This is a genomic window from Pseudomonas sp. WS 5059 (assembly GCF_012985525.1).
Taxonomy (GTDB): Bacteria; Pseudomonadota; Gammaproteobacteria; order Pseudomonadales; family Pseudomonadaceae; genus Aquipseudomonas.
Genome location: NZ_JAAQWO010000001.1, coordinates 230193 through 254067 on the forward strand (window position 1 = coordinate 230193; position 23875 = coordinate 254067).

Consider the following 23875-nt stretch of genomic DNA (forward strand, 5'->3'; position numbering starts at 1 on the left):
AGTGCCAGATTTGTTGGCTGACACACCGCTTTCGCGAGCAAGCCCGCTCCCACAACAGCCCCGCCCCACATGGACCTCTTACGCTGATGAAGACCGCCATGACCGAAGACACCATCAAACGCCGCGCCAAAGGCCTGGACCGGGCGTTCGATATCCTCGATTTTCTCAAGGAAGTCGGCCAGCCCCTGCGCCCCAACGATATTGCCAGTGGCATCGGCAGCCCCAAGTCCACGGTCTACGAACTGGTCGCCTCCCTGCTGGAGCGGCGGATTCTCGAAACCGTGGGCAAGGACGGGCACGTGTACCTGGGGCGCCAGTTGTACTTCCTCGGCCAGGCCCACTTGCGCCATTTCGACCTGACCCGCGAGGCCGATCACGCCTTGCAGGAGATCGTCAGCCAAACCCACGAGACCGCGCAGATGTGCCTGCTCAACGGGCGCAAGTACACGGTGGCGCTGATGCGCGAGGGCGAGCGGCATTTCCGGATTTCTTCGGATATCGGTGAAAACGCGCCGATTCCCTGGACCGCTTCCGGGCGCTTGTTGCTGGGACATTTGAGCGACCAGCAGATCATCGACCTGATCGACCACGACGACTTTATCCTGCCGGACGGCCAGCGTTTACCCCTGGACACCTTCCTCGGGCAGATCCGCCAGGCCACTGTCGACGGGTTCTTTTCCTTCGACAGTGTTGCCGACACCTTTACCCACTGCTTTGCCGCCCCGGTGCGTGACGCCCAGGGCGTCGCCATTGCGACCCTGTGCATCGTCGCCCCACGGGCCGACGCCAAGAACAATTACGCCGACTACCGCCGGGTGCTGATCGAAAGCGCCAATAACCTGGCCCGTCGCATCAATGAATAGCGAAACGGAGTAACGCCATGTCTGCCTTCAATGCCGTTGAAAAAGGTGCCGCCGCCAGCGGTGCCCACCTGGTACGCGACGTCAGCCTGCCTGCCCTGGTGCTGCACCGCGCGGCCCTGGAACACAACATCCGCTGGATGCAGGACTTTGTCAGCAGCAGCGGCGCGCAACTGGCGCCCCATGGCAAGACCAGCATGATGCCGGCGCTGTTCCAGCGTCAGTTGGCGCAGGGCGCCTGGGGCATCACCCTGGCCACCGCCGTGCAGACCCGCGCGGCCTATGCCGGTGGCGTGCGCCGGGTATTGATGGCCAACCAATTGGTGGGCGCGCCGAACATGGCGCTGATCGCCGAGCTGCTGGCTGACCCCGGCTTTGACTTCCATTGCCTGGTCGATCACCCGGACAACGTGGCTGACCTGGGCGCGTTCTTCGCTGCCCGTGGCCTGCGCCTGAACGTGATGATCGAATACGGCGTGGTCGGCGGCCGTTGCGGTTGCCGCAGCGAGCAAGAGGTGCTGGACCTGGCACGGGCAATCAAGGCCCAGCCGGCCCTGGCGCTCACCGGCATCGAAGGTTACGAAGGGGTGATCCACGGCGAGCATGCCGTCAGCGGTATTCGCGAGTTTGCTGCGTCCCTGGTGCGCCTGGCGGTGGATATGCAGAACAGCGGGGCCTTTGACCTGGGCAAGCCAATCATCACCGCATCGGGCTCGGCCTGGTATGACCTGATCGCCGAGTCCTTCGCCGCACAAAACGCCGAAGGGCGCTTCCTCAGTGTGCTGCGCCCCGGCAGCTATGTGGCCCACGACCACGGCATCTACAAGGAGGCGCAATGCTGTGTGCTCGACCGGCGCAGCGACCTCACTGAAGGCCTGCGCCCGGCCCTGGAAGTCTGGGCCCATGTGCAATCGTTGCCGCAGCCGGGGTTTGCAGTGATTGCCCTGGGCAAGCGTGACGTGGCCTACGACGCCGGCCTGCCGGTGCCACTCAAGCGCTACAAGGCCGGCGTGTTGCCGGCGGTGGGCGATGACGTGAGTGCTTGCAAGGTTACGGCGGTGATGGACCAGCACGCCTTCATGAGCGTGGCGGCGGGGGTTGAACTGCGTATTGGCGACATCATCTCGTTTGGCACTTCGCACCCGTGCCTGACCTTTGATAAGTGGCAGGTGGGGTGTTTGGTGGATGAGCAGTTGCAGGTAGTGGAAACCCTACAAACCTGTTTCTAGACCGCGTCGCGGCCATCGCAGGCAAGCCAGCTCCCACATTTGAATGTGTTCACAAATCCCAATGTGGGAGCTGGCTGGCCTGCGATGAGGCCCCAAAACCCAGCCGAGAATCCGAGCATGACCCCACACCCGCGCATTGCCCTGATCGGCGAATGCATGATCGAACTGCAACACCGCGCCGACGGCAGCCTGCAACAGAGCTTCGGTGGCGACACCCTGAACACCGCCGTCTACCTGCGCCGCGAGCTGGGCGCCAACAGCACGGTGGATTACGTCACCGCCCTGGGCGATGACAGTTTCAGCGATGCCATGTGCGCGCAATGGGCCGCCGAAGGCCTTGGCCTGGACCGCGTCCAGCGCCTGCCAGGCCGCCTGCCGGGTTTGTATTGCATCCAGACCGATGCCAATGGCGAGCGCAAATTCCTCTATTGGCGCAACGAAGCGGCGGTGCGCGATTGCTTCACCACGCCAGGGGCCGAACCGGTCCTGGCCGCCTTGCCCAGCTACGATGTGCTGTATTTGAGCGGCATCACCCTGGCGGTATTGGGTGAAGTGGGGCGCGCACGCCTGCTGGCCATGTTGCTGCACGCCCGCCAACGTGGCGCCCGGGTGGTGTTCGACAACAACTATCGGCCGCGTCTGTGGGCCAGTGTCGAAGCCGCTCGTGAGGCCTATCAGCAGGTGTTGGCGCTGGTGGATATGGCCTTGCTCACGGAGGACGACGAACGTGCGCTGTTTGGCTATGCCGACAGCGAGCAGGTGTTCGCCGCCTACCCGGGGATTGATGAAGTGGTGCTCAAGCGCGGGGCGGATGACTGTCTGATTCTCCGGGGCGGCGAGCGTTTTGCGGTGCCGGCGGTGGTGGTAGAGAAGGTGGTAGACACCACGGCGGCGGGGGATTCGTTCAGTGCGGCGTATCTGGCCAGCCGGCTCAGGGGTGGGTCGCCACAAGAAGCGGGCTTGGCGGGGCACCGGTTGGCGAGCCAGGTGATCCAGGTTCCGGGTGCGCTGATTCCCAGGCTATAAGGCCGCCTGCGGCGGATCGCGGGCAAGCCCGGCTCCCACATTTGGCCGGGTTCACATCTCCAAATGTGGGTGCTGGCTTGCCTGCGATAGCGGCCTTGAGCCAACCCCTCAGTCGCGGTAGAACACCTGCACCAGGTGATACCCAAACTTGCTCTTGATCGGCCCATGCACCACCCGCAGCGGTTTCTTGAAGATCACCGCATCAATCACCCCGACCATCTGCCCCGGCCGCACTTCACCCAGATCGCCGCCGCGCTTGCCGGACGGGCAGGTGGAGAACTTCTTGGCCAGCACATCAAAGGCTTCGCCCTTGGCAATACGCTGCTTGAGCTGTTCGGCTTCTTCGCTGGTCTTGACCAGGATATGGCGGGCTTGGGCTTTCATCGGGCAGTTACCTTGCAACGGTCGGGCTTGAAGGCGCGGGATTATGCATCAACTTGGCCATTGACGCCGATCATGCTGCGGATTTTCGTGGCCAACTGGTCGATGGAAAACGGCTTGGCCACCATGTCCATGCCGTCTTCCAGGAAGCCGCGGCGCTCGGCGGCCGTTTCGGCATAGCCGGTCATGAACAGCACTTTGAGCTCAGGGCGGTGCTGGCGGGCGATTTCCGCCAGTTGCCGGCCGTTCATGCCGGGCAAGCCGACATCGGTCACCAGCAAGTCCACCCGCAGGTCAGACTCCAGCAACGGCAAGGCCGCGCGTGCATCGGCAGCCTGGTGGGCGGTGTAGCCCAGCTCATCGAGCAGGTTGACCACCAGCATGCGCACTGCGGCATCGTCCTCGACCACCACCACGGCTTCGCCATCCAGCGCCACGGGGGCTTCCACGGGGATTTGCGGCAGGACTTTTTCCAGGGCGGTGCCGTGCAGGCGCGGCAGGTACAGGCGCACGCAGGTGCCACGCCCCGGTTCGCTGTGGATCGTGACGTGGCCGCCGGATTGCTGGGCAAAGCCATAAATCATCGACAACCCAAGGCCGGTGCCCTGGCCGATGGGCTTGGTGGTGAAAAACGGGTCGAAGGCCTTGGCCAGGATCTTGGGGGTCATGCCGGCGCCGTTGTCGCACACGCCGAGCATCACGTAGTCGCCGGCCTTGACCGGTTCCAGGGTGGTGATGTCGGTGCCGTCGAGGTAGCTGTTGGCCGTCTCGATGCTCAGTTGCCCGCCATCGGGCATGGCGTCGCGGGCGTTGATCACCAGGTTGAGCAGGGCGTTTTCCAGTTGGCTGGCGTCGGTGTTCACCGGCCAGATATCACTGCCCAGTTGCACCTTGAGGTCGATATGGGCGCCTTTGGTACGGCGGAACAGGTCTTCCAGGGACGCAACCAACTGGTTAGGGTCCAGGGGCCGGCGGTCCAGCGACTGGCGCCGGGAGAAGGCCAGCAGGCGATGGGTCAGGGCCGCCGCACGATGGGCCGAGGATACGGCGGCATCGGTGAAGCGCCCGATCTCATCGCTGCGCCCGGCGGCGATGTAGCGTTGCATCAGGTCCAGGCTGCCGATGATGCCGGTGAGCATATTGTTGAAGTCATGGGCGATCCCGCCCGTGAGCTGGCCGACCGCTTCCATTTTTTGCGCATGGCGCAGCGCATCTTCAGCGCGCTCGCGCTCGAACATTTCGTTTTGCAGGCGCTGGTTGGCCTCGGCCAGGGCCTGGGTACGCTGGGCCACGCGTTCTTCGAGGTTGTCGTTGAGGTGGCGCAGGGCTTCTTCGGTGAGTTTGCGTTCGGTCTCATCGATCACAAAGATGTAGAAGCCATTGACCGAGCCATCGGCGCTGAAGCGTGGCAGGTACTTCATCAGCGCATGCCGGGGCCGACCGTCGCGATGGGGAGTGACGGTGATGAAACTGCACGCCTTGCCCTTGAGCGCAGCAGCGATTTTGTCGGCGCGCCCGGCGTACACCTGGGCACCGATCACTTCAAGGATGGTCTTGCCATACAGCTCTTGCGGGGTCAGGCCGTACCAGTCGAGGTAGGCGCTGTTGTTCAGGCGAAAGCGCTCCTGGTGATCCACATAGCCGATCAGCACCGGCATCGCGTTGATGATCAGTTGCAGCTCGGTCTGGCTCTGGCGCAGGGCTTGCTCGGTGTGCTTGCGTTCGGTCAGGTCCAGGGCTGCACCGAGAAAACGCGCCGGTCGGCCGTGGTGATCCTTGTAGCAGCGGCCCCGGGCGAACACCCAGCGTATCTGCCCGTCGGCCTGGAGCAGGCGATATTCCTCGGCGTACTCGGTGCCATGGGTAATGCAATGCTTGATGCTGCGGGCCACCATGCCGCGGTCTTCCGGGTGCACGCCTTGCAGGTAGTCACTGATGGGCAACTGGTGGGCGTTAACCGGATCAACCCCATGCAACTGGGCAAAATGGCTGTCGGCGATAAAGCGGTCTTCGCTGATATCCCAGTCCCAGGTGCCCACTGCATCGGTGGCGGCCAGGGCCAGTTGCAAGCGTTGCTCGGTATCGTGCTGGGCCTTGAGGCTGGCCTCGGAGCGTTGTTGCAGCTCCTGGGCCAGTTGCCGGCGCTCGTTGGTTTCAATCGCTGTCACCAGGACCCCGGCGACCCGGCCACGTTCGTCGCGGATCGGGCTGTAGGTCAGGTCCAGCCAGATTTCCGTATCGCGGTGGTTGCGTTGCAGGACAAAACGCTGCTCGCTGAAGGTGCGCACCTGGCCGGCCAGCACGGCGCTGTAGATGGGGGCGGTGAAGTGTTGCAGTTCCGGCCAGACCCGGTGGGTCGGCTGGCCAAAGCCCTGGGGGTGCTTGTTGCCGGCCAGCAGGGCGAAGCCATCGTTGTAGATCTGCGTGAGTTCGTCGCCCCACAGCAACAGCATCGGCATCGGTGAATGGATGACGATATCGATTGCCGTGCGCAGGCTTTGTGGCCAGTGGCTGGCATCACCGAGGGGGCTTGTGGCCCAGTCCAGCCGTGCGATCAGGGCCGCGGCCTCGCTGCCGGTGGGTGATCCGTTCATGTAAGTGTCCCGCGCGTAACGTCTTGAAGAATGACAGAAGCCGATTATCCCGTGCTGCGGAAACGGCTGGCTACCCCTCGAAAAATAGCATGCTTGAGGGGTTTATCTTCAAATGAGCGTGTGGGTGCTGAAACCTTTCATCTTTTATGCCAGCTCAGGGCGGTCGCGAAACTGCTCCAGGGCCTCGGGGTTGGCCAGGGCATCGGTGTTTTTCACCGGTTCGCCATGCACGACATTTCTTACCGCCAGTTCGACGATCTTGCCGCTGATGGTGCGCGGGATGTCACTCACGCTGAGAATCTTCGCCGGCACGTGGCGCGGCGTGGTGTTGGCGCGGATCACCTCGCGGATCTGCTGTTCGAGGGCGGCGTCCAGGTGTTCGCCGTCATTGAGCCGCACAAACAGCACCACGCGCACATCGTCCTGCCAGCGTTGGCCGATGGCCAGGCTTTCCAGGACCTGCGGGACTTTTTCCACCTGGCGGTAGATCTCCGCCGTGCCGATGCGTACGCCGCCGGGGTTGAGCACTGCATCCGAACGCCCGTGGATCAGCAGGCTGCCATTGGCGCGTTGCTCGGCATAGTCGCCCTGGGCCCACACACCTGGGAACTGGCTGAAATACGAGGCGCGCAGTTTTTCCCCTTGGGGGTCATTCCACAGGCCGATGGGCATGGCCGGGAAGTGCCGGGTGCACACCAGCTCACCTTTTTCGCCGACCAGCGGCCGGCCCTGGTCGTCCCACACTTCGATGGCCATCGCCAGGCTCTTGCATTGCATTTCACCGCGCCGTACCGGCAGCACCGGGTTGCCGATGACAAAGCAGGAGACGATATCGGTACCGCCCGACATCGACGACAGGCACAGCTCCTGTTTGATCTCGCGGTACACGTAGTCGTAGCTCTGGGGCGACAGTGGCGAGCCGGTCGAGATCAGGCCCTTGAGGCTGCCCAGGTCATGGCTGCGGCGCGGTTGCAGGCCGGCTTTTTCCAGGGTGGCGAGGAATTTCGGGCTGGTGCCGAACACGCTGATGCGCTCCTGGTCGATCAGGTCAATCAGGCGCTCGGGCCCCGGATGAAACGGCGAGCCGTCATACAGCACCACCGTGGCGCCGATGGCCAGTACCGAGACCAGCCAGTTCCACATCATCCAGCCGCAGGTGGTGTAGTAGAACAAGCAGTCGTCGCGCGACAGGTCGGCGTGCAGGCCGTGTTCCTTGAGGTGGGTCAGCAGCACGCCACCGGTGCCGTGGATGATGCACTTGGGCACGCCGGTGGTGCCGCTGGAGTAGAGGATGTACAGCGGGTGGTCGAAGGGCACGGCGACAAACTGTGGTTCGCCGCCCGCGCGGTAGAAGTCATCCCACAGGGCTACGTTGGCCTGGGTCTGGTAATCCTCGACGCGCGCCTCGGGCCGGGCGTAGGGCACGATGATCAGTTGTTGCAGGGTGGGCAGGCGCTCGAGGATTTCATTGAGCTTGGCGCTCTGGTCGATCAGCTTGCCAGCGTAGCGATAGCCGGCGCAGGTGATCAGCACCTTGGGTTCGATCTGGCCGAAGCGGTCGATCACCCCTTGGGTGCCGAAATCCGGCGAGGAACACGACCAGATCGCCCCGAGGCTGGTAGTGGCAAGCATGCCCACCAGGGTTTGCCAGGTATTGGGCATGCACGCCGCCACCCGATCTCCCTGGCCCACGCCGGCTGCTTGCAGGCTGCGCTGCAGGCCGGCGACGTGGCGGGCCAGTTCGGCATAGGTCAGTTGTTCGCGCTGGCCGTCTTCGCTGATGGCGACCACGGCGGGGTGGTCATCGCGGCGGCGCAGCAGGTGCTCGGCAAAGTTCAGGGTGGCGCCGGGAAACCACTGCGCGCTGGGCATCTGCGCGCCTTCCACCAGCACTGTGCCGGGCGGCGTACGAAACTGCACGTCGAAGAACTCGACAATCGCCGCCCAGAACGCCGGGCGCTGGTCGATGCTCCATTGGTGCAGGCTGGGGTAATCGTTGATCTGCAAGGCGTGGCGATCATTGATAAAGCGCCGGAACTGGTCCATCCGGGTGTTGTGGATGCGTTCCGGGCTGGGTTGCCAGAGGATATCGGACATGGCGCACTCTCTTGTTCTTGTATGAAATCTGCCAGGCATCACACATCCAAACTGTGGGAGCTGGCTTGCCTGCGATAGCGGTGGTGGCTGGCCGACCGCTATCGCAGGCAAGCCAGCTCCTACAGGGGGTTTGCGGTGTTTGGGTTTACTGGGCCAACCACCCGCCATCGATGTTCCACGCCGCGCCACGCACCTGGCTGCCGGCCTCGCTGCACAGGAACAGTACCAGCTCACCCAACTGCGGTGGCGTGACAAATTCCAACGACGGCTGCTTCTCGGCCAGCAGGTCATGCTGGGCCTGTTGCGGGTCGACGCCTGCGGCAATGCGGTCATCGATCTGCTTTTGCACCAGCGGGGTCAAGACCCAGCCCGGGCAAATGGCGTTGCAGGTCACGTTGCTGGTGGCGGTTTCCAGGCCAACGACCTTGGTCAGGCCGATTACCCCATGCTTGGCCGCGACGTAGGCCGCCTTGCCCACCGAGCCGACCTGGCCGTGCACCGAAGCGATGTTGACGATCCGCCCCCAGCCCTTGGCCTTCATGCCCGGCAGGCTCAGGCGCGTGCTGTGGAACACCGACGACAGGTTAATGGCGATGATCGAGTCCCAGCGCTCCACCGGAAAATCTTCCACCGCCGCCACATGCTGGATGCCCGCGTTATTGACCAGGATGTCGATGCCACCGAACTCGCGCTCGGCGTAGGCGACCATCTCGGCGATCTGCGCCGGGTCGCTGACATCGGCCGGGTGATGGCCGACCTTGCCGCCAAACGCCTGCACTTGGGCGATCACCGCGCTGGCATCGCCGAAACCGTTGAGGATCAGGTTGGCGCCGGCCTTGGCCAGGCTCAGGGCAATGCCCAGGCCGATGCCGCTGGTGGAGCCGGTGACCAGGGCGGTCTTGCCGTTCAATGTCGTCATGAAAACCTCACACAATGCCGGTGGCGTAGAAAGTACCGATCACCACGAACACCGCGAGGGTCTTGATGATCGTGATGCCGAAAATGTCCTTGTAGGCTTCGCGGTGAGTCAGCCCGGTCACCGCCAGCAGCGTGATGACCGCGCCGTTGTGTGGCAGGGTGTCCATGCCGCCGCTGGCCATGGCCGCGACCCGGTGCAGCACTTCCAGGGGGATATTGGCGGCATGGGCCGCGGAAATAAAGCTCTCGGACATGGCCGCCAGGGCGATGCTCATGCCGCCGGAAGCAGAGCCGGTGATACCGGCCAACAGGGTCACGGTAATCGCCTCGTTGACCAGCGGGTTGGGGATGCCCTTGAGCCAGTCCGCCAACACCAGGAAGCCCGGCAGCGAAGCGATCACCGCACCGAAGCCGTATTCCGAAGCGGTGTTCATCGCCGCCAGCAGCGCGCCGCTGACTGCGCTTTTACTGCCTTCGGCCAACTTGCTCTTGATCGCCGAAAAGCCAAACACCAGGACCATGATGATCCCCACTAGCAACGCCGCCTGCACCGCCCAGATTGCGGTGAGCTTGGCGATTTCCGTGGTCACCGGCGCGCTCATGCCCGGCAGGGCAAGGCTGTGGGTCTTGCCGTACCACTGCGGGATCCAGTGGGTGAACAGCAGGTTCATCACCCCCACCAGGATCAATGGCGACAGGGCGATCCACGGGTTGGGCAGGCTCAGGTCTTCGGCGGTTTCCGGCTCGTTGCGCAAGTCGGTGCCATAGCCTTCGCCGGCACGCTGGGCCTTGTTGCGCTGGCGTGCCAGGTACAGCATGCCGGCGCAGAACACAAAGATCGTGCCGATCAGACCCAGCCAGGGCGCGGCCCAGGCGGTGGTGTTGAAGAAGGTGCTGGGGATGATGTTCTGGATCTGCGGCGTGCCGGGCAGGGCGTCCATGGTGAACGAGAACGCGCCCAGGGCAATGGTCGCCGGGATCAGGCGCTTGGGGATATTGCTCTGGCGGAACATCTCGGCGGCGAACGGGTACACCGCAAACACCACCACGAACAGCGACACGCCGCCGTAGGTCAGCAGGGCGCACACCAGCACGATCACCAACATCGCCTGGCGGGTGCCGAGCAAACGGATGGCGGCCGCGACGATCGAGCGCGAAAAGCCTGACAGCTCGATCAGCTTGCCGAACACCGCGCCGAGCAGGAACACCGGGAAGTAGAGTTTGATAAAGCCGACCATTTTTTCCATGAACACCCCGGTAAAGGCGGGGGCGACGGCGGAAGGGTCGGTGAGCAGTACGGCGCCAAGGGCGGCGATGGGGGCAAACAGGATGACGCTATAGCCACGGTAGGCAGCCAGCATCAGCAGCGCGAGCGCCGCCAGGGCAATGATCACACTCATGGTGTGTCTCCATCGGATTGTTATTGTTGTGGGGTAATGCTGTAGGAAGGGGCTATAGCGGGAATTGTGCCAAGTTTGTAAGTTATTGATATATATAGATATTTATAATTTCTGTGCTGTGATTTTCATGCGGAGTCTCTATTTCAAGACAGATGAAATTCCAATGTGGGAGCGGGCTTGCTCGCGAAAGCGCTGTGTCAGGCAATGATTTGTTGCTGATAGACCGCATTCGCGGGCAAGCCCGCTCCCACAGGGGGGGTCTTGGGAAATAGATTTGTGTCTCTTTATTGAGATTGAGCGATGCCCAGCGCCACCATCTTCTTGTACAGCGTCGAGCGCCCAAGCCCCAATTGCTTGGCCGCCTCGATCACATTGCCCTCGCACTGGCGCAACGCGGCCGCAATCAACTGCCGGTCAAACCGCTGCCGTGCCGCGCTGAAGGTCTGGACCTCGACTGGCGCCACGGCGCTGCGCTCTACCGGGCTGAACGTACCAATCGCCGCACGAATTTCCCGTGCATCCAGCACCAGGTCATCACTGAGCAACGCTGCGCGCTCCAGCACGTTGCGCAACTCACGGATGTTTCCTGGCCAGGCATGCTCGGCCAGCAGCGCCAGGGCTTCGCGGTCCAGTTCATGCTGGCTGCGCAGTTCTTCAAGGATCGCTTCGCTCAACGCCGGAATATCATCCAGGCGTTCGCGCAGGGGCGGGACCTGGATCGGCAATACGTTGAGGCGGTAATACAAATCGGCGCGAAATTCGCCGCGCTTGATCGCGGCTTCCAGGTCGGTGGAGGTCGCGGCGATCACCCGTACGTCGCTGTGGATCATTTCGTTGGAGCCCACCGGCTCGAACTCTTTCTCCTGCAGCACCCGCAGCAGTTTGCTTTGCAGGGGCAGCGGCATGTCGCCGATTTCATCGAGAAACAACGTCCCGCCCTGGGCGATTTGCAGTTTGCCGGCGCGGCCCTTGCGGTCGGCGCCGGTGAATGCGCCGGGCGCGGTGCCGAAAAACTCGGCTTCCAGAAGGTCGTGGGGGATGGCGGCGCTGTTGATGCTGACAAAGGCCTTATGGGCGCGTGGCGAGGCGCCATGGATGGCCTGGGCCAACAGCTCCTTGCCGGTGCCGGTTTCGCCCAGCAGCAACACCGGCGACTCGGCACTGGCACTGCGCCGCGCCCGGCGCTTGACCTCCAGGCTGGCAGCGCTGGTGCCGATAAAGTGCGCGAAGTTGTATTTGCTCTGGCGCGAGCGCAGCAGCGAACGGGTCGAGGCCAACTCCTGTTGCATGCTCAGGTAGCGCTCGATCATCGGCGAGAGGTTGCGCAACTCATCGAACAGGGCAAAACCGATGGCGCCGATGACCTTGCCGGCATCGTCGTGGATCGGCAGGCGCATCACCACCAACGGGCCTTTGGGCGTGTCCTGGATATCCAGGAGGATCGGCTGGTCACTGCGCACCACCTGGCGCAGCAGGCTGTTGGAGATCACCTGCTCGCACGGCTGGCCGATGGCCTGGTCGGCGCTTTTGAGGCCGAAGCGCTTGGCGTAGCGCTCGTTCATCCACACGATGTTGGCGTCGCGATCGACAATTACCGTGCCTTCGCTGGACTGCTCGATGATCTCGAACAGGGACTGGATCGCCAGGCCACGAACGTGCGGGTAGTCCTTGAGGCTTTCGGTGGTGTTCATGCTCGGGGCGCCAACAAAAAAGATGAATGAATGACCTGATCCCCTGTAGGAGCCGGTTTGCCGGCGATGGCGATTTTACTGGCGCCATCGCCGGCAAGCCGGCTCCTACAGAGGGAGTTGCGTGGCGGCCAGCAGTTCCTGGGTGTAGGGGTGCTGTGGTGAGTCGAACACCGCCTGGCTCGGCCCGCGCTCGACCACCTTGCCGTCCTTGATCACGATCATGTCGTGGGCCATGGCCCGCACAACGGCCAGGTCATGGCTGATAAACAGGTAGGTCAGGCCGTACTTTTCCTGCAATTCACGCAGCAGCGCCACCACTTGTTTTTGCACGGTGCGATCCAGGGCCGAGGTGGGCTCGTCCAGCAGCATCAAGGCCGGGCGCAGCACCAGGGCGCGGGCGATGGCGATGCGTTGGCGCTGGCCACCGGAGAATTCGTGGGGGTAGCGATGGCGGCTGGCCGGGTCGAGGCCCACATCTTGCAGCACCTTGATCACCTGCGCGTCACGCTCCTGCAGGCTGCAGGGCGCGTGCACTTCCAGGCCTTCGCTGATGATCTGTTGCACCGACATGCGCGGGCTCAGGCTGCCATAGGGATCCTGGAACACCACCTGCATCTGCTTGCGCCACGGGCGCATCTGTTTCTGGCTGAGGCTGTCGAGGGCCTCGCCCTGGAAGCGGATGCTGCCGCTGGAGTCGAGCAAGCGCAGGATTGCCTGGCCGAGGGTGGACTTGCCGGAGCCAGACTCGCCGACGATCCCCAGGGTCTTGCCCCGTTGCAGTTCCAGGCTGATGCCATCCACCGCTTGCAGGTACTGCTTGCGCCGGAACAGCCCGCCAGCGATGGGGAAACGCACACTCAGTCCGTCGACCTGCAACACCGTCTCGCGTGCATCCTGGCACAGTGCCGTGCCGACCGGTTCGGCATCCAGCAGCAGGCGGCTGTAGGGGTGTCGTGGGGCGTTGAACAGGGTTTGGCAGTCGGCCTGCTCGACGATTTCCCCGGCCTGCATCACGCACACGCGCTGGGCAATGCTGCGCACCAGGTTGAGGTCATGGCTGATCAGCAGCAAGGACATGCCCAGGCGTTGCTGCAAGGATTTGAGCAGCAGCAGGATCTTGCGCTGCACCGTCACATCCAGGGCGGTAGTCGGCTCGTCGGCGATCAGCAGTTCCGGCTCGCAGGCCAGGGCCATGGCGATCATCACCCGCTGGCGCTGGCCGCCCGACAACTGATGGGGGTATGACTTGAGGCGTTCCTGGGGATTGCGGATGCCCACCAGGTCCAGCAGCTCGAGGATACGCGCCTGGGCCGCCTTGCCGCCGAGGCCCTTGTGCAGCAGCAGGGTTTCGCCGATCTGTTTTTCGATGCTGTGCAAGGGGTTGAGGGAGGTCATCGGCTCCTGGAAGATCATCGCGATACGGTTGCCCCGCAGTTTTTGCAGGGTGCTGGCGGCGGCGCCGAGCAGTTCCTGGCCGCGATAGCGCACCGACCCTGTGGTAGTCGTGCCGGCCTGGGGCAACAGTTGCAGGATCGAATGGGCCGTCACCGATTTGCCCGAGCCCGACTCGCCCACCAGCGCCAGGCACTCGCCGGGGCGGATATCCAGGCTCAGGTTGCGCACCACGGTCTGGCCGCTGAAGGCGACGCACAGGTCGCGGATCTCGATCAGGTTGTCAGTCATGGATGCATCGCCCTTCATGATCGTGGGTCGAAGGCGTCACGCAGCGCCTCGCCGATAAATACCAGCAGCGACAGAATCAGCGCCAGGGTGAAAAAGGCCGTGAGCCCGAGCCACGGCGCCTGCAGGTTTTGCTTGCCCTGGGCGATCAATTCACCCAGGGACGCGCTGCCCGCCGGCATGCCGAAGCCGAGGAAATCCAGGGCGCTGAGGGTGGAAATCGCCCCGGTCAGGATGAAAGGCAGGTAGCTCAGGGTGGCGGTCATCGCGTTCGGCAGGATGTGCCGGCGGATGATCTTGCCGTCACTCAGGCCCAGGGCTCGGGCGGCTTTCACATATTCCAGGTTGCGCCCGCGCAGGAATTCGGCGCGCACCACATCCACCAGGGCCAGCCAGGAAAACAGCGCCATGATCCCCAGCAGCCACCAGAAGTTGGGCTCGACAAACCCCGAGAGGATGATCAGCAGGTACAGCACCGGCAGCCCCGACCACACTTCGAGGATGCGCTGGCCAAGCAGGTCGACCCAGCCGCCGTAATAGCCCTGCAAGGCACCGGCGGCAATGCCGATGACGGCGCTGATCGCGGTCAGGCCGAGGGCGAACAGGATCGATACCCGTGCGCCGAAGATCACCCGCGCCAGCACATCGCGGGACTGGTCGTCGGTGCCCAGCCAGTTCACCGTGGACGGCGGGCTGGGGGCAGGGCGGGTCAGTTCGTAGTTGGGCGTGTCATCGCTGAAGGGGATCGGCGGGAACAGCATCCAGCCGCCGTCCTTGGTGATCAGGTGCTGCACGTAGTCGCTGCGGTAGTCGGCCTGGAATGGCAGTTGCCCGCCGAACTGCTGCTCGGTGTAGCGCTTGAACACCGGGAAATACAACTGGTCCTGATAGCTCAGCACCAGCGGTTTGTCGTTGGCGATCAACTCGCCGCCCAGGGTCAGGATAAACAGGCCGATAAACAGCCACAGCGACCACCAGCCCCGGCGGTTTTGCTTGAAGCGCTCGAAGCGGCGACGGGCCACGGGAGACAGATTGAGCATCAGGCGTTCCTCGCGGCAAAGTCGATACGCGGGTCCACCAGGGTGTAGCAGAGGTCGCCGATCAGTTTTATCAAGAGGCCAAACAGGGTGAAGATAAACAGTGAGCCAAACACCACCGGATAGTCCCGCGACACCGCCGCTTCGTAGCTCATGCGGCCCAGGCCGTCGAGGGAGAAGATCACCTCGATCAGCAGCGAACCGGCGAAGAACACACTGATAAACGCCTGGGGGATCCCGGAGATCACCAGCAGCATGGCGTTGCGAAATACATGGCCGTAGAGCACGCGCCGTTCGCTCAGGCCCTTGGCGCGTGCGGTGACCACGTACTGACGGGTGATTTCATTGAGGAACGAGTTTTTGGTGAGGATGGTCAAGGTGGCGAAACCACCGATCACCAGGGCGCTGACCGGCAGCACCAGGTGCCAGAAGTAATCGGCGATCTTGCCCAGGGTGCTCAGTTGCTCGAAATTCTCCGACACCAGGCCCCGCACCGGGAACCAGTTCAGGGTGGTGCCGCCGGCAAAGACCACGATCAAGAACATCGCGAACAGGAAGGCCGGCATCGCGTAGCCAATGACGATGGCGGTGCTGCTCCACACATCGAAACTGCTGCCGTGGAGCACCGCCTTGCGGATCCCCAGGGGGATCGACACCAGGTAGGTGATCAGCGTGGCCCAGAGGCCGAGGGAAAGGGTCACCGGCATCTTTTCCAGGATCAGGTCGATCACCGTGGCGCCGCGAAAGAAGCTGTTGCCAAAATCCAGCTGGGCGTAGTTCTTGAGCATCAGCCACAGGCGTTCGGGGGCGGATTTGTCGAAGCCGTATTGTTTTTCGATGTCCTTGATCAGCTTGGGGTCCAGGCCGCGACTGGCGCGTGAGCCACTGCTGACGCCGTCGCCGGCCGAGCCGCCGACGCCCCCGCCGCCAATCCCCTGCAAGTGGGCGATGGCTTGCTCCACCGGCCCGCCGGGCGCGGCCTGGACGATCACAAAGTTCACCAGCAGGATGATCACCAGGGTCGGGATGATCAGCAGCAGGCGCCGCACGATATAGGCAAACATCAGCGGGCACCTCGCGGCTTGTTCAGTTCGGCTTTCATCTGCTCATTGGTCAGGGGGGTCGGGCTGACCTCCCACCACGACTCCAGCGCCTCGTCGTTGCTCGCCTCGATGGCCGGGCGACCGAAGCGGTTCCACCACGCGGCCGAGGTGCCGGGCGGGTAGTAATTGGGGATCCAGTAGTAATTCCATTGCAGCACCCGGTCCAGGGCATGGGCGTAGCTGAGCATCTGTGCCTGGGTGGTGGCACGCACCAGGCCGGTGACCAGGGTGTCGACCGCCGGGTTTTGCAGGACGATGTAGTTGTTGCTGCCCGGGTCGAAGGCCGACGAGGAACCGAAGAAGTTGTACAGCTCCATGCCCGGCGAGGTGGTGACCGGGAAGCCGGTGACGATCATGTCGTAGTCGCGGGTCATCAGGCGGTTGACGTACTGGGATGAGTCGATGCGCCGGATGTTGAGGGTAATGCCGATCTGCGCCAGGTTGCGTTTATAGGGGAGCAGCAGGCGTTCGAGGCCGTTTTGCACATTGAGGAAGGTGAACTCCAGAGGGTCGCCGGCAGCGTTCACCAGCTTGTCGCCCTTGGGCGTCCAGCCGGCGTCTTCCAGCAAGGCCAGGGCTTGCAGTTGCTTGTCGCGGATCATGCCGCTGCCGTCGGTGGTCGGCGCCTTGAACACTTGGGTGAAGACTTCGTCGGGGATCTGCCCGCGCAAGGGTTCGAGAATCGCCAGTTCCTGGGCGTCGGGCAGTTGGGTGGCGGCCAGCGGGCTGTTGGAAAAGTAGCTTTGCTGGCGGATATACAGGTTGCGCATCATCTGCCGGTTGGCCCACTCGAAATCCCAGAGCATGGCCAGGGCCTGGCGCACGCGGCGGTCCTGGAATATCGGCTTTTGCATATTGAACACGTAGCCCTGGGCCGCTTGCGGGGCTTGCTTGGCCAGGTGCGCGCGTTGCAGGCGGCCATCGTCCAGGGCCGGGCCGTTGTAGCCGATGGAATAGCCGGTGGCGGAGAACTCGCGGTTGAAGTCATAGGCGCCGCCGCGCAGGACCTGGCGCGCGACTTCGGTATCGCCGAAGTACTCCAGGCTCAAGCGGTCGAAGTTGTACAGGCCGCGGCTCACGGGCAAGTCCTTGCCCCACCAGTCGGGGTCGCGCTGGAAGGTGATAGTGCTGCCGGAATTGATCTTGCTGACTTTGTACGGACCGCTGCCCAGGGGCACCTCATAGCCGCCGCCGTTGGCGAAGTCGCGGCTTTTCCACCAATGTTCGGGGAACACCGGCAGGGTCGCGATATCCAGGGGCAGGGTGCGGTTCTCGTTGCTGGAGAAGTCAAAACGCACTTGCAGCGGGCCTTCGACCTCGACGTGCTTGACGTCGGCAAACAGCGTGCGAAAGCGCAGGCTGCCCTGGGTCATCAGCAGGTTGAAGCTATAGCGTACGTCTTCTGCGGTGATCGGCTTGCCGTCGGCAAATCGCGCCTTGGGGTTGAGGAAAAAACGCAGGTACAGGCCGTCCTCGGCGCGCTCCATCTTTTGCGCGACCAGGCCGTAGACGGTATAGGGCTCATCCAGCGAGCGGTAGGCCAGGGGCGAGTACACCCAGCCGTCCAGCTGGCTGACGCCGATGCCTTTGTCGATATACGGCAGTACATGGTCGAAGCGGCCGACTTCGAGGGCCGAGCGCTTGAGGCTGCCGCCCTTGGGGGCATCGGGGTTCACATAGTCGAAATGCTTGAAATCGGCGGGGTACTTGGCAGGTTCGCCGTAGACGGTCAATGCCTGTTGCGGGGCAGCAAACGAGATGGAACTCGCCAACAGCAGGGCCAGGGTAGAGCCAACTAACGTGAGTAAGTCCAGTCGCATTATCAGCCTTGAGCGCCGGGTGAAGAAGGAAGGGGACTTGTACCCTAACCGCACGCGGGTCGCCAGTCACCCCACTGGCACACAAACACAACGGCCCACCAAAAGGCGGGCCGTTGTGTTTTGCAAAGATGTGGATCAGTCCTGGCGGCTGGTCACTTCCAGCAGGTGATAACCGAACTGGGTTTTCACCGGGCCCTGCACGGTGTTGACCGGGGCGCTGAACACGACAGTGTCGAATTCCTTGACCATCTGGCCAGGGCCGAACGAACCCAGGTTGCCGCCATCACGGCTCGATGGGCAGCTGGAGTTGGCTTTGGCGATTTCTGCGAAATCAGCGCCGCCTTCGATCTGGGCTTTGAGTTCGTTGCACTTGTCTTCGGTGGCAACCAGGATGTGACGGGCGGTAGCTTTAGCCATGATGGGTAACTCCTTGAATAAAAAAGGTGAGCGTACCGGATTCAGGCGGTTATTTCCCGGCAAAGTTCCACTGATTTACATCAGGCTTGATCGCGCAGACGTGCGGCCGCTTCACGCAGCAACTGCTCAGTCCCATCCCAACCCAGGCAGCCGTCGGTCACCGAGACGCCGTAGCGCATCGACGGGCTGAGCGGCTGGCAGCCTTCGAACAAATGACTCTCCAGCATCATGCCGATCAGCGAGGTGTCGCCCTGCAAGCGCTGCTCCAGCACGTCATTGAACACCGCTGGCTGGCGCATCGGGTCCTTGCCGCTGTTGGCGTGGCTGCAATCGACCATGATCCGCGTGGCCACTTTACTTTTGGCCAGGTCGGTCTTGACCTGGGCCACGCTCTGGCGGTCGTAGTTCGGGCCGCGATGGCCGCCGCGCAACACCAGGTGGGTGTCGGCGTTGCCCGGAGTCTGGATGATCGCTGGATGGCCCTGGCTGTCGACGCCAAAGTGGCGGTGCGGATGGGCTGCCGAACGCATGGCGTCGCAGGCGATGGCCACGCCGCCGTCGGTGCCGTTCTTGAAGCCGACGGGCATGCCCAGGCCGCTGGCCATTTCCCGGTGGATCTGCGATTCGGTGGTGCGGGCGCCGATGGCGACCCAACTGAGCACATCGTCGAAGTAGCCGGCGGCCATTGGTTGCAGCAACTCGGTGGCGACCGGCAAGCCCAGGCGCAGCATTTCGCGCATCAATTCCCGTGACAGCGTCAGGCCGGCGGCCATGTCATCGCTGCCATCGAGGTGCGGGTCATAGGCCAGGCCTTTCCAGCCGATGGTGGTGCGCGGTTTTTCGACGTAGGCGCGGATTACCAGGAGCATCTGGTCGCTGACGTCATTGGCCAGTTTTTTCAGATTGCGCGCGTATTCCATGGCGGATTCGGGATCATGGATCGAGCAGGGCCCGACGATGACCAGCAGGCGCGAATCTTCACCCGTGAGAATCGCGCGGATCGCCTGGCGATGAGCGTTGACTTGCTCGGTCAGGAACGGGCTCAGGGGCAATTGGTGCTTGAGCTCAAGGGCGCTGGGCAAACGCTGGGTCAGCGCTTCATTGGCGCTGGACAGGGTGGTGACGGGCAGGGCGGCGATGGAGGAGTTCATATGTTCTGCTTCCTGGGCAAGCGGCGGGCTGTTCCCGCGCGCTCTGCCCTACTGGGGTGTTCGACAATTGGCCGTATTGGCTGCGTGTGTTGGCTTGCCACCAAGAGGTGACCGATCGGAGGCGGCAGGCTGTCCCGAACGGAGCTTGCTAAATCGCCAGGCGGTGCAGGTGTCGTAACGGTAATAAGTGCTGAAGTTCATGGTGTGGTTTCCTTTAAGTTCGGTGTGTAGCAAAAAATGTTCAGGGCTGAAAAAACAAAACCCCCGGTCGGGGAGCCGACCGGGGGTTAGATTTCTCTGGCAGGCGACCCCTTGAGTAGTGGGCGCCGATTTCAGGTATCAGGCGCGCCAGTGGCTAAACCAATACCCAAAATAAAAGCTGGCCAGTGCGCTCAAACCGTTCACGCGGGTAGCCACGACCGAACGCTGTGCGTTGGCAGTAGGGCAAGCCTGGGTGAGGGTGAGTTGCAACATGGTGTTTCTCCAAATGATGGGGTGGAGCTTAACTGACGCATGCCGCTGGATTCAATCAGTAATTTCTATCGCGAGGAGGGGCTTACCACTATGGCGGATGTCCCGATATGCTGGATGGATACTCACAATGATTGCCTGGACGCGACCTGTGACGCAATGGAGCCCACTGCTATGGCATTCACCCTCAAGGCAGCATCGGATCAACACCTGGCCTTTGCGCGCAGCCTGACACACCAGGCGATGGGCCATTACTATCGGCAGTATGATCTGACATGGTCCGACAAAGGCTTCGACACCGCCTGGGCCGGGCGGGAAAACTGGTTGATTTGCCAGGACGACAGGCTGGTAGGGTTCGTCAGCCTCAGCCGCGATGACAATGCGCTATACATTCGCGAACTGCACATTCTCGAGGCTTTTCGCCGCCAGGGCGCAGGCAGTTGGGTGCTGGAGCAGATGATCTGCAAGGCGCATGTCGAAAAGCGGGGTTATCTGCGCTTGACGGTATTCAAGACCAATCCGGCTAGAAGGCTGTATCAGCGCCAGGGCCTGAGTATTGTCGGTGAGGAGGGGTGTTTCTGGCGCATGGAGTCCGTTTGTCTATCAGCGCAGTCGTCCCGGTAAACCTCGCGCTCGACTTGAATCGGTGCATACTGCTCTTTAGGAGCCAATCTCCTGATCATTGCCCGGGCTTTTTGCCTCGTTAAGGATGATCCCCTCTTTCATGCCCAAAAGGACCGCGACCTTATGGGCTTCTCCCCGCCGCCCCTTTTTACGCCCAGCGAGCACTTGATAGGTGGTCGCCGGATCCACGCCATGTTCCCTGGCGAATGCCTGGACCGATTTGCCTTGATGTTCCAGCCAGGCTTTGGCTTGTGCAGCGGTACGGATTCCGGGCATAGTTCAAAACCGTTCAAGTTTGTGTAAAGCGAGATGACATCGTCACCTCTTGGGGTGTGCCAGAAAGGATATTACATCCAAATGAGTGGAATAGGTTCGCGCTTACGGCAAGAAAGGGAGCGACTTGGCTTGTCGCAAAAGGTTTTTGGTGAAATAGGAGGCGTGGAGGCTAACGCGCAAGGTAAATATGAAAGTGGTGGCCGCGCACCCAAGGCCGATTACTTATCCCGCGTCGCAGAAAAAGGTGTCGATATTCTGTTTGTTTTGACAGGTAGCCCAACTCCCATCCAGTTGGACAACCTGAGCCAGATCGAAGAAAAAGTCCTGGGCGACTACCGCGCGATGTTTAAAGAGGATCAGGATGCAATCCGCAGGCTGACCAGCACCTTGGCAGAGCATTGCTCTGTGGCAAACGGAAAATCCCGGCCGATCCCCAAGGAATCCTGACCTTTTGCCCAGGAAACAACCCCGCCTGCCGCTCGGCAGGCGTTCGTAGTGGATTGAAACTCTATATATATGACGCGTTCAGCTAGGTCTGTGCCGTGGTTTTTTGCTAAGGTGTCCGGCAACCTATAAGACCATTTCGCGAGGTGTCTGCTTGATTAGGGTGCTAGTAGTCGATGACCATGATCTCGTTCGTACAGGCATTACACGAATGCTGGCTGACATCGATGGCCTGCAAGTAGTCGGTCAGGCCGAGTCGGGGGAGGAATCCCTGATCAAAGCGCGTGAATTGAAACCCGATGTGGTCTTGATGGACGTCAAGATGCCGGGGATTGGCGGTCTTGGCGCGACCTGCAAGTTGCTGCGCAGTCATCCGGATATCAAGGTGGTCGTGGTTACGGTTTGTGAGGAAGACCCTTTTCCTACCAGGCTTCTGCAGGCAGGTGCAGCGGGTTACCTGACTAAAGGCGCGGGGCTTGCGGAGATGGTCCAGGCTATCCGCCTGGTATTTGCCGGCCAGCGCTACATCAGCCCGCAGATTGCCCAGCAATTGGCGATCAAGTCTTTCCAGCCGGTCAGCGATTCGCCGTTTGATGCCTTGTCCGAGCGCGAGATCCAGATCGCCCTGATGATTGTCGGTTGCCAGAAGGTCCAGTCGATTTCGGACAAGCTCTGCCTGTCGCCGAAAACCGTGAACACCTACCGTTATCGAATCTTCGAGAAGCTATCCATCAGCAGTGATGTTGAACTGACCTTGCTCGCGGTTCGCCACGGCATGGTGGACGCAAGCGCCTGAAATGCAAGCCACTGAAATAACCGCCGCGTTTGATCCCAGTGCATTTCTAGCGACCTGCAGTGGCCGGCCTGGCGTGTATCGCATGTTCGACAGCGAGGCGCGTCTGCTATACGTCGGCAAGGCCAAGAACCTCAAGAAGCGCCTGGCCAGTTACTTTCGCAAGATCGGCCTGGCGCCGAAGACCGCCGCGCTGGTGGGGCGTATCGCCCAGGTCGAAACCACCATCACCGCCAATGAAACCGAGGCGTTGCTGCTTGAGCAGACGCTGATCAAGGAATGGCGGCCGCCCTACAATATTCTGTTGCGTGACGATAAGTCCTACCCGTACGTGTTTCTGTCGGACGGTGACTTTCCGCGCCTGAGCATCCATCGCGGGGCGAAGAAGCGCAAGGGCAAGTATTTTGGCCCGTATCCCAGCGCCGGGGCGATCCGCGAGAGCCTGAGCCTGCTGCAAAAGACCTTCTTCGTGCGTCAGTGCGAAGACAGCTTCTACAAGAACCGTACCCGCCCGTGCCTGCAATACCAGATCAAGCGCTGCAAGGCGCCTTGTGTCGGGCTGGTCGAGCCTAAGGAATATGCCGAAGACGTGCGTCACTCGGTGATGTTCCTCGAAGGGCGCAGCAATGCCCTGGCCGACGAACTGTCGGGGGCCATGGAGCAGGCGGCCAGTGTCCTGGATTTCGAACGGGCCGCCGAGCTGCGTGACCAGGTGTCGTTGTTGCGCCGGGTACAGGACCAGCAGAGCATGGAGGGCGGCACCGGTGACGTCGACGTGATTGCGGCCTTCGTCAACCCGGGCGGGGCCTGTGTGCACCTGATCAGCGTGCGTGGCGGTCGGGTGCTGGGCAGCAAGAACTTCTTTCCCCAGACGGGGATCGAGGAGGAGGTGGCCGAAGTCATGGCTGCGTTCCTCGGCCAGTATTACGTCAGCAGCCCCGAGCGCGACTTGCCGGGTGAATTGATCGTCAACGTGGTTCACGAAGACTTCCCCGCGCTGATCGATGCGATCCACGCCCTGCGTGGCCGCGAGCTGGACATCAGCCACCGGGTGCGCGGCACCCGTGCACGCTGGCAGCAATTGGCGGTGACCAACGCCGAACAGGCCCTGAGCGCGCGCCTGGCCAATCGTCAGCATGTGGCCGCGCGCTTTGAAGCGCTGGCCGACGTGCTCAAGCTCGACGAACCGCCGCAACGCCTGGAGTGCTACGACATCAGCCACTCCAGCGGCGAGGCGACCGTGGCGTCCTGCGTGGTCTTCGGTCCGGAAGGGCCGATCAAGTCCGACTATCGACGCTACAACATCGAAGGCGTCACCCCTGGTGATGACTATGCCGCCATGCACCAGGCCCTGACCCGGCGCTTCAGCAAACTCAAGGACGGCGAGGGCAAGCTGCCGGATATCCTGCTGGTAGACGGCGGCAAGGGCCAGTTGTCCATGGCCCGTGATGTGCTCAACGAACTGGCGGTGCCCGACCTGATCCTGCTCGGCGTGGCCAAGGGTGCGACGCGCAAGGCCGGTTTTGAAACGTTGTACTTGAATGATGCGGCCCATGAGTTCACCTTGAAGGGCGACTCACCGGCGCTGCACCTGATTCAGCAGATCCGCGATGAAGCACACCGCTTTGCCATTACCGGCCACCGTGCCCGCCGTGGTAAGACCCGGCGCACCTCAACCCTGGAAGGGGTTGCGGGTGTAGGACCAAAGCGGCGGCGTGAACTGTTGAAACATTTCGGTGGATTGCAGGAATTGTCCCGTGCCAGCATTGAAGAAATAGCCAAAGCTCCTGGTATCAGTAAAAAGCTCGCTGAGTTGATTTATGCAAACCTACACAGCGAGTAGAATGCCCTCTCACCTCGTAG

The 23875-nt window shown here is 62.3% G+C and carries 21 protein-coding genes; 7 read left to right on the top strand and 14 right to left on the bottom strand.

Translation table 11 applies throughout. From position 1 onward, the window contains the following. Positions 1–98: 98 nt before the first annotated feature. From HBO12_RS01075 to HBO12_RS01085, 3 genes are all read left to right on the top strand, one after another. Positions 99–863: an IclR family transcriptional regulator gene (locus tag HBO12_RS01075; RefSeq protein ID WP_169956620.1), complete on the top strand. Its 765-nt coding sequence runs from the start codon at positions 99–101 to the stop codon at positions 861–863. A gap of 17 nt (positions 864–880) precedes the next feature. After that, the gene (locus tag HBO12_RS01080) at positions 881–2089 is read left to right on the top strand and encodes an amino acid deaminase (RefSeq protein ID WP_170041178.1); all 1209 of its coding nucleotides are present in this window, start codon (positions 881–883) and stop codon (positions 2087–2089) included. Positions 2090–2206: 117 nt separating this feature from the next. Next, complete coding sequence (locus tag HBO12_RS01085; protein WP_170041179.1) at positions 2207–3115, top strand: sugar kinase; 909 nt, start codon at positions 2207–2209, stop codon at positions 3113–3115. Positions 3116–3223: 108 nt separating this feature from the next. On the opposite strand, the gene HBO12_RS01090 is transcribed toward HBO12_RS01085, so the two are convergent. The 13 genes from HBO12_RS01090 to HBO12_RS28275 all read right to left on the bottom strand — a co-directional run bounded on the left by HBO12_RS01090 (position 3224) and on the right by HBO12_RS28275 (position 19878). Beyond that, entirely contained in the window at positions 3224–3499 is a 276-nt protein-coding gene (locus HBO12_RS01090) for a peptidylprolyl isomerase (RefSeq protein WP_029293742.1), read from the bottom strand. Positions 3500–3540: 41 nt separating this feature from the next. Then, entirely contained in the window at positions 3541–6090 is a 2550-nt protein-coding gene (locus HBO12_RS01095; RefSeq protein WP_169956564.1) for a PAS domain-containing protein, read from the bottom strand. A gap of 144 nt (positions 6091–6234) precedes the next feature. After that, positions 6235–8187 carry an acetoacetate--CoA ligase gene (locus tag HBO12_RS01100; protein WP_170041180.1) on the bottom strand — a complete coding sequence of 651 codons (1953 nt, stop codon included), beginning with the start codon at positions 8185–8187 and terminating at the stop codon, positions 6235–6237. A 145-nt stretch (positions 8188–8332) separates the two neighbouring features. Next, positions 8333–9106, bottom strand: a complete 774-nt coding sequence (locus tag HBO12_RS01105; protein WP_057959252.1) for a 3-hydroxybutyrate dehydrogenase — start codon at positions 9104–9106, stop codon at positions 8333–8335. A gap of 7 nt (positions 9107–9113) precedes the next feature. Continuing rightward, entirely contained in the window at positions 9114–10505 is a 1392-nt protein-coding gene (locus HBO12_RS01110) for a GntP family permease (RefSeq protein WP_029293751.1), read from the bottom strand. Between the two features lie 284 nt (positions 10506–10789). Further along, a complete protein-coding gene (locus tag HBO12_RS01115) occupies positions 10790–12196 on the bottom strand; it encodes a sigma-54 interaction domain-containing protein (protein ID WP_169956536.1) in 1407 nt (468 codons plus the stop codon). Between the two features lie 105 nt (positions 12197–12301). Continuing rightward, positions 12302–13879: an ABC transporter ATP-binding protein gene (locus HBO12_RS01120; RefSeq protein WP_170041181.1), complete on the bottom strand. Its 1578-nt coding sequence runs from the start codon at positions 13877–13879 to the stop codon at positions 12302–12304. A 14-nt stretch (positions 13880–13893) separates the two neighbouring features. Next, on the bottom strand, positions 13894–14916 hold the full coding sequence (locus HBO12_RS01125; RefSeq protein WP_170041182.1) for an ABC transporter permease: 1023 nt from the start codon (positions 14914–14916) through the stop codon (positions 13894–13896). Then, the gene (locus HBO12_RS01130; RefSeq protein ID WP_170041183.1) at positions 14916–15977 is read right to left on the bottom strand and encodes a microcin C ABC transporter permease YejB; all 1062 of its coding nucleotides are present in this window, start codon (positions 15975–15977) and stop codon (positions 14916–14918) included. Before HBO12_RS01130 ends, HBO12_RS01125 begins: the two co-directional genes overlap by 1 nt. Next, a complete protein-coding gene (locus HBO12_RS01135) occupies positions 15977–17836 on the bottom strand; it encodes an extracellular solute-binding protein (RefSeq protein WP_170041184.1) in 1860 nt (619 codons plus the stop codon). Before HBO12_RS01135 ends, HBO12_RS01130 begins: the two co-directional genes overlap by 1 nt. A 135-nt stretch (positions 17837–17971) precedes the next feature. Then, on the bottom strand, positions 17972–18253 hold the full coding sequence (locus HBO12_RS01140; protein ID WP_032861429.1) for a peptidylprolyl isomerase: 282 nt from the start codon (positions 18251–18253) through the stop codon (positions 17972–17974). Between the two features lie 80 nt (positions 18254–18333). After that, complete coding sequence (locus HBO12_RS01145; RefSeq protein WP_169956525.1) at positions 18334–19404, bottom strand: 3-deoxy-7-phosphoheptulonate synthase; 1071 nt, start codon at positions 19402–19404, stop codon at positions 18334–18336. A gap of 339 nt (positions 19405–19743) precedes the next feature. After that, complete coding sequence (locus HBO12_RS28275) at positions 19744–19878, bottom strand: hypothetical protein (RefSeq protein WP_262376865.1); 135 nt, start codon at positions 19876–19878, stop codon at positions 19744–19746. A gap of 171 nt (positions 19879–20049) precedes the next feature. Here HBO12_RS28275 and HBO12_RS01150 point away from each other — a divergent pair, with 171 nt between their 5' ends. Beyond that, entirely contained in the window at positions 20050–20499 is a 450-nt protein-coding gene (locus tag HBO12_RS01150; protein ID WP_169956618.1) for a GNAT family N-acetyltransferase, read from the top strand. Positions 20500–20535: 36 nt separating this feature from the next. On the opposite strand, the gene HBO12_RS01155 is transcribed toward HBO12_RS01150, so the two are convergent. Further along, positions 20536–20775, bottom strand: a complete 240-nt coding sequence (locus HBO12_RS01155; RefSeq protein WP_169956523.1) for a DNA-binding protein — start codon at positions 20773–20775, stop codon at positions 20536–20538. Positions 20776–20856: 81 nt separating this feature from the next. Here HBO12_RS01155 and HBO12_RS01160 point away from each other — a divergent pair, with 81 nt between their 5' ends. From HBO12_RS01160 to uvrC, 3 genes are all read left to right on the top strand, one after another. Beyond that, positions 20857–21222, top strand: coding sequence for a helix-turn-helix domain-containing protein (locus tag HBO12_RS01160; RefSeq protein WP_170041185.1), 366 nt, complete (start codon positions 20857–20859; stop codon positions 21220–21222). 151 nt (positions 21223–21373) lie between these two features. Beyond that, positions 21374–22015: a response regulator transcription factor GacA gene (gene gacA / locus HBO12_RS01165; protein WP_029293774.1), complete on the top strand. Its 642-nt coding sequence runs from the start codon at positions 21374–21376 to the stop codon at positions 22013–22015. A gap of 16 nt (positions 22016–22031) precedes the next feature. After that, a complete protein-coding gene (uvrC, locus tag HBO12_RS01170) occupies positions 22032–23855 on the top strand; it encodes an excinuclease ABC subunit UvrC (RefSeq protein WP_170041602.1) in 1824 nt (607 codons plus the stop codon). Positions 23856–23875: the final 20 nt, after the last annotated feature.

What these genes read in the sequence shown, in the direction of transcription:
- HBO12_RS01125 (WP_170041182.1), bottom strand. Translation starts at nt 14,916, where the DNA reads ATGCTCAATCTGTCTCCCGTGGCCCGTCGCCGCTTCGAGCGCTTCAAG.
- HBO12_RS01100 (WP_170041180.1), bottom strand. Translation starts at nt 8,187, where the DNA reads ATGTCCGATATCCTCTGGCAACCCAGCCCGGAACGCATCCACAACACC.
- HBO12_RS01135 (WP_170041184.1), bottom strand. Translation starts at nt 17,836, where the DNA reads ATGCGACTGGACTTACTCACGTTAGTTGGCTCTACCCTGGCCCTGCTG.
- HBO12_RS01120 (WP_170041181.1), bottom strand. Translation starts at nt 13,879, where the DNA reads ATGACTGACAACCTGATCGAGATCCGCGACCTGTGCGTCGCCTTCAGC.
- HBO12_RS01115 (WP_169956536.1), bottom strand. Translation starts at nt 12,196, where the DNA reads ATGAACACCACCGAAAGCCTCAAGGACTACCCGCACGTTCGTGGCCTG.
- HBO12_RS01105 (WP_057959252.1), bottom strand. Translation starts at nt 9,106, where the DNA reads ATGACGACATTGAACGGCAAGACCGCCCTGGTCACCGGCTCCACCAGC.
- HBO12_RS01080 (WP_170041178.1), top strand. Translation starts at nt 881, where the DNA reads ATGTCTGCCTTCAATGCCGTTGAAAAAGGTGCCGCCGCCAGCGGTGCC.
- HBO12_RS01150 (WP_169956618.1), top strand. Translation starts at nt 20,050, where the DNA reads ATGGCATTCACCCTCAAGGCAGCATCGGATCAACACCTGGCCTTTGCG.
- HBO12_RS28275 (WP_262376865.1), bottom strand. Translation starts at nt 19,878, where the DNA reads ATGTTGCAACTCACCCTCACCCAGGCTTGCCCTACTGCCAACGCACAG.
- HBO12_RS01090 (WP_029293742.1), bottom strand. Translation starts at nt 3,499, where the DNA reads ATGAAAGCCCAAGCCCGCCATATCCTGGTCAAGACCAGCGAAGAAGCC.
- HBO12_RS01155 (WP_169956523.1), bottom strand. Translation starts at nt 20,775, where the DNA reads ATGCCCGGAATCCGTACCGCTGCACAAGCCAAAGCCTGGCTGGAACAT.
- HBO12_RS01085 (WP_170041179.1), top strand. Translation starts at nt 2,207, where the DNA reads ATGACCCCACACCCGCGCATTGCCCTGATCGGCGAATGCATGATCGAA.
- HBO12_RS01110 (WP_029293751.1), bottom strand. Translation starts at nt 10,505, where the DNA reads ATGAGTGTGATCATTGCCCTGGCGGCGCTCGCGCTGCTGATGCTGGCT.
- HBO12_RS01075 (WP_169956620.1), top strand. Translation starts at nt 99, where the DNA reads ATGACCGAAGACACCATCAAACGCCGCGCCAAAGGCCTGGACCGGGCG.
- HBO12_RS01130 (WP_170041183.1), bottom strand. Translation starts at nt 15,977, where the DNA reads ATGTTTGCCTATATCGTGCGGCGCCTGCTGCTGATCATCCCGACCCTG.
- HBO12_RS01145 (WP_169956525.1), bottom strand. Translation starts at nt 19,404, where the DNA reads ATGAACTCCTCCATCGCCGCCCTGCCCGTCACCACCCTGTCCAGCGCC.
- HBO12_RS01160 (WP_170041185.1), top strand. Translation starts at nt 20,857, where the DNA reads ATGAGTGGAATAGGTTCGCGCTTACGGCAAGAAAGGGAGCGACTTGGC.
- HBO12_RS01140 (WP_032861429.1), bottom strand. Translation starts at nt 18,253, where the DNA reads ATGGCTAAAGCTACCGCCCGTCACATCCTGGTTGCCACCGAAGACAAG.
- HBO12_RS01095 (WP_169956564.1), bottom strand. Translation starts at nt 6,090, where the DNA reads ATGAACGGATCACCCACCGGCAGCGAGGCCGCGGCCCTGATCGCACGG.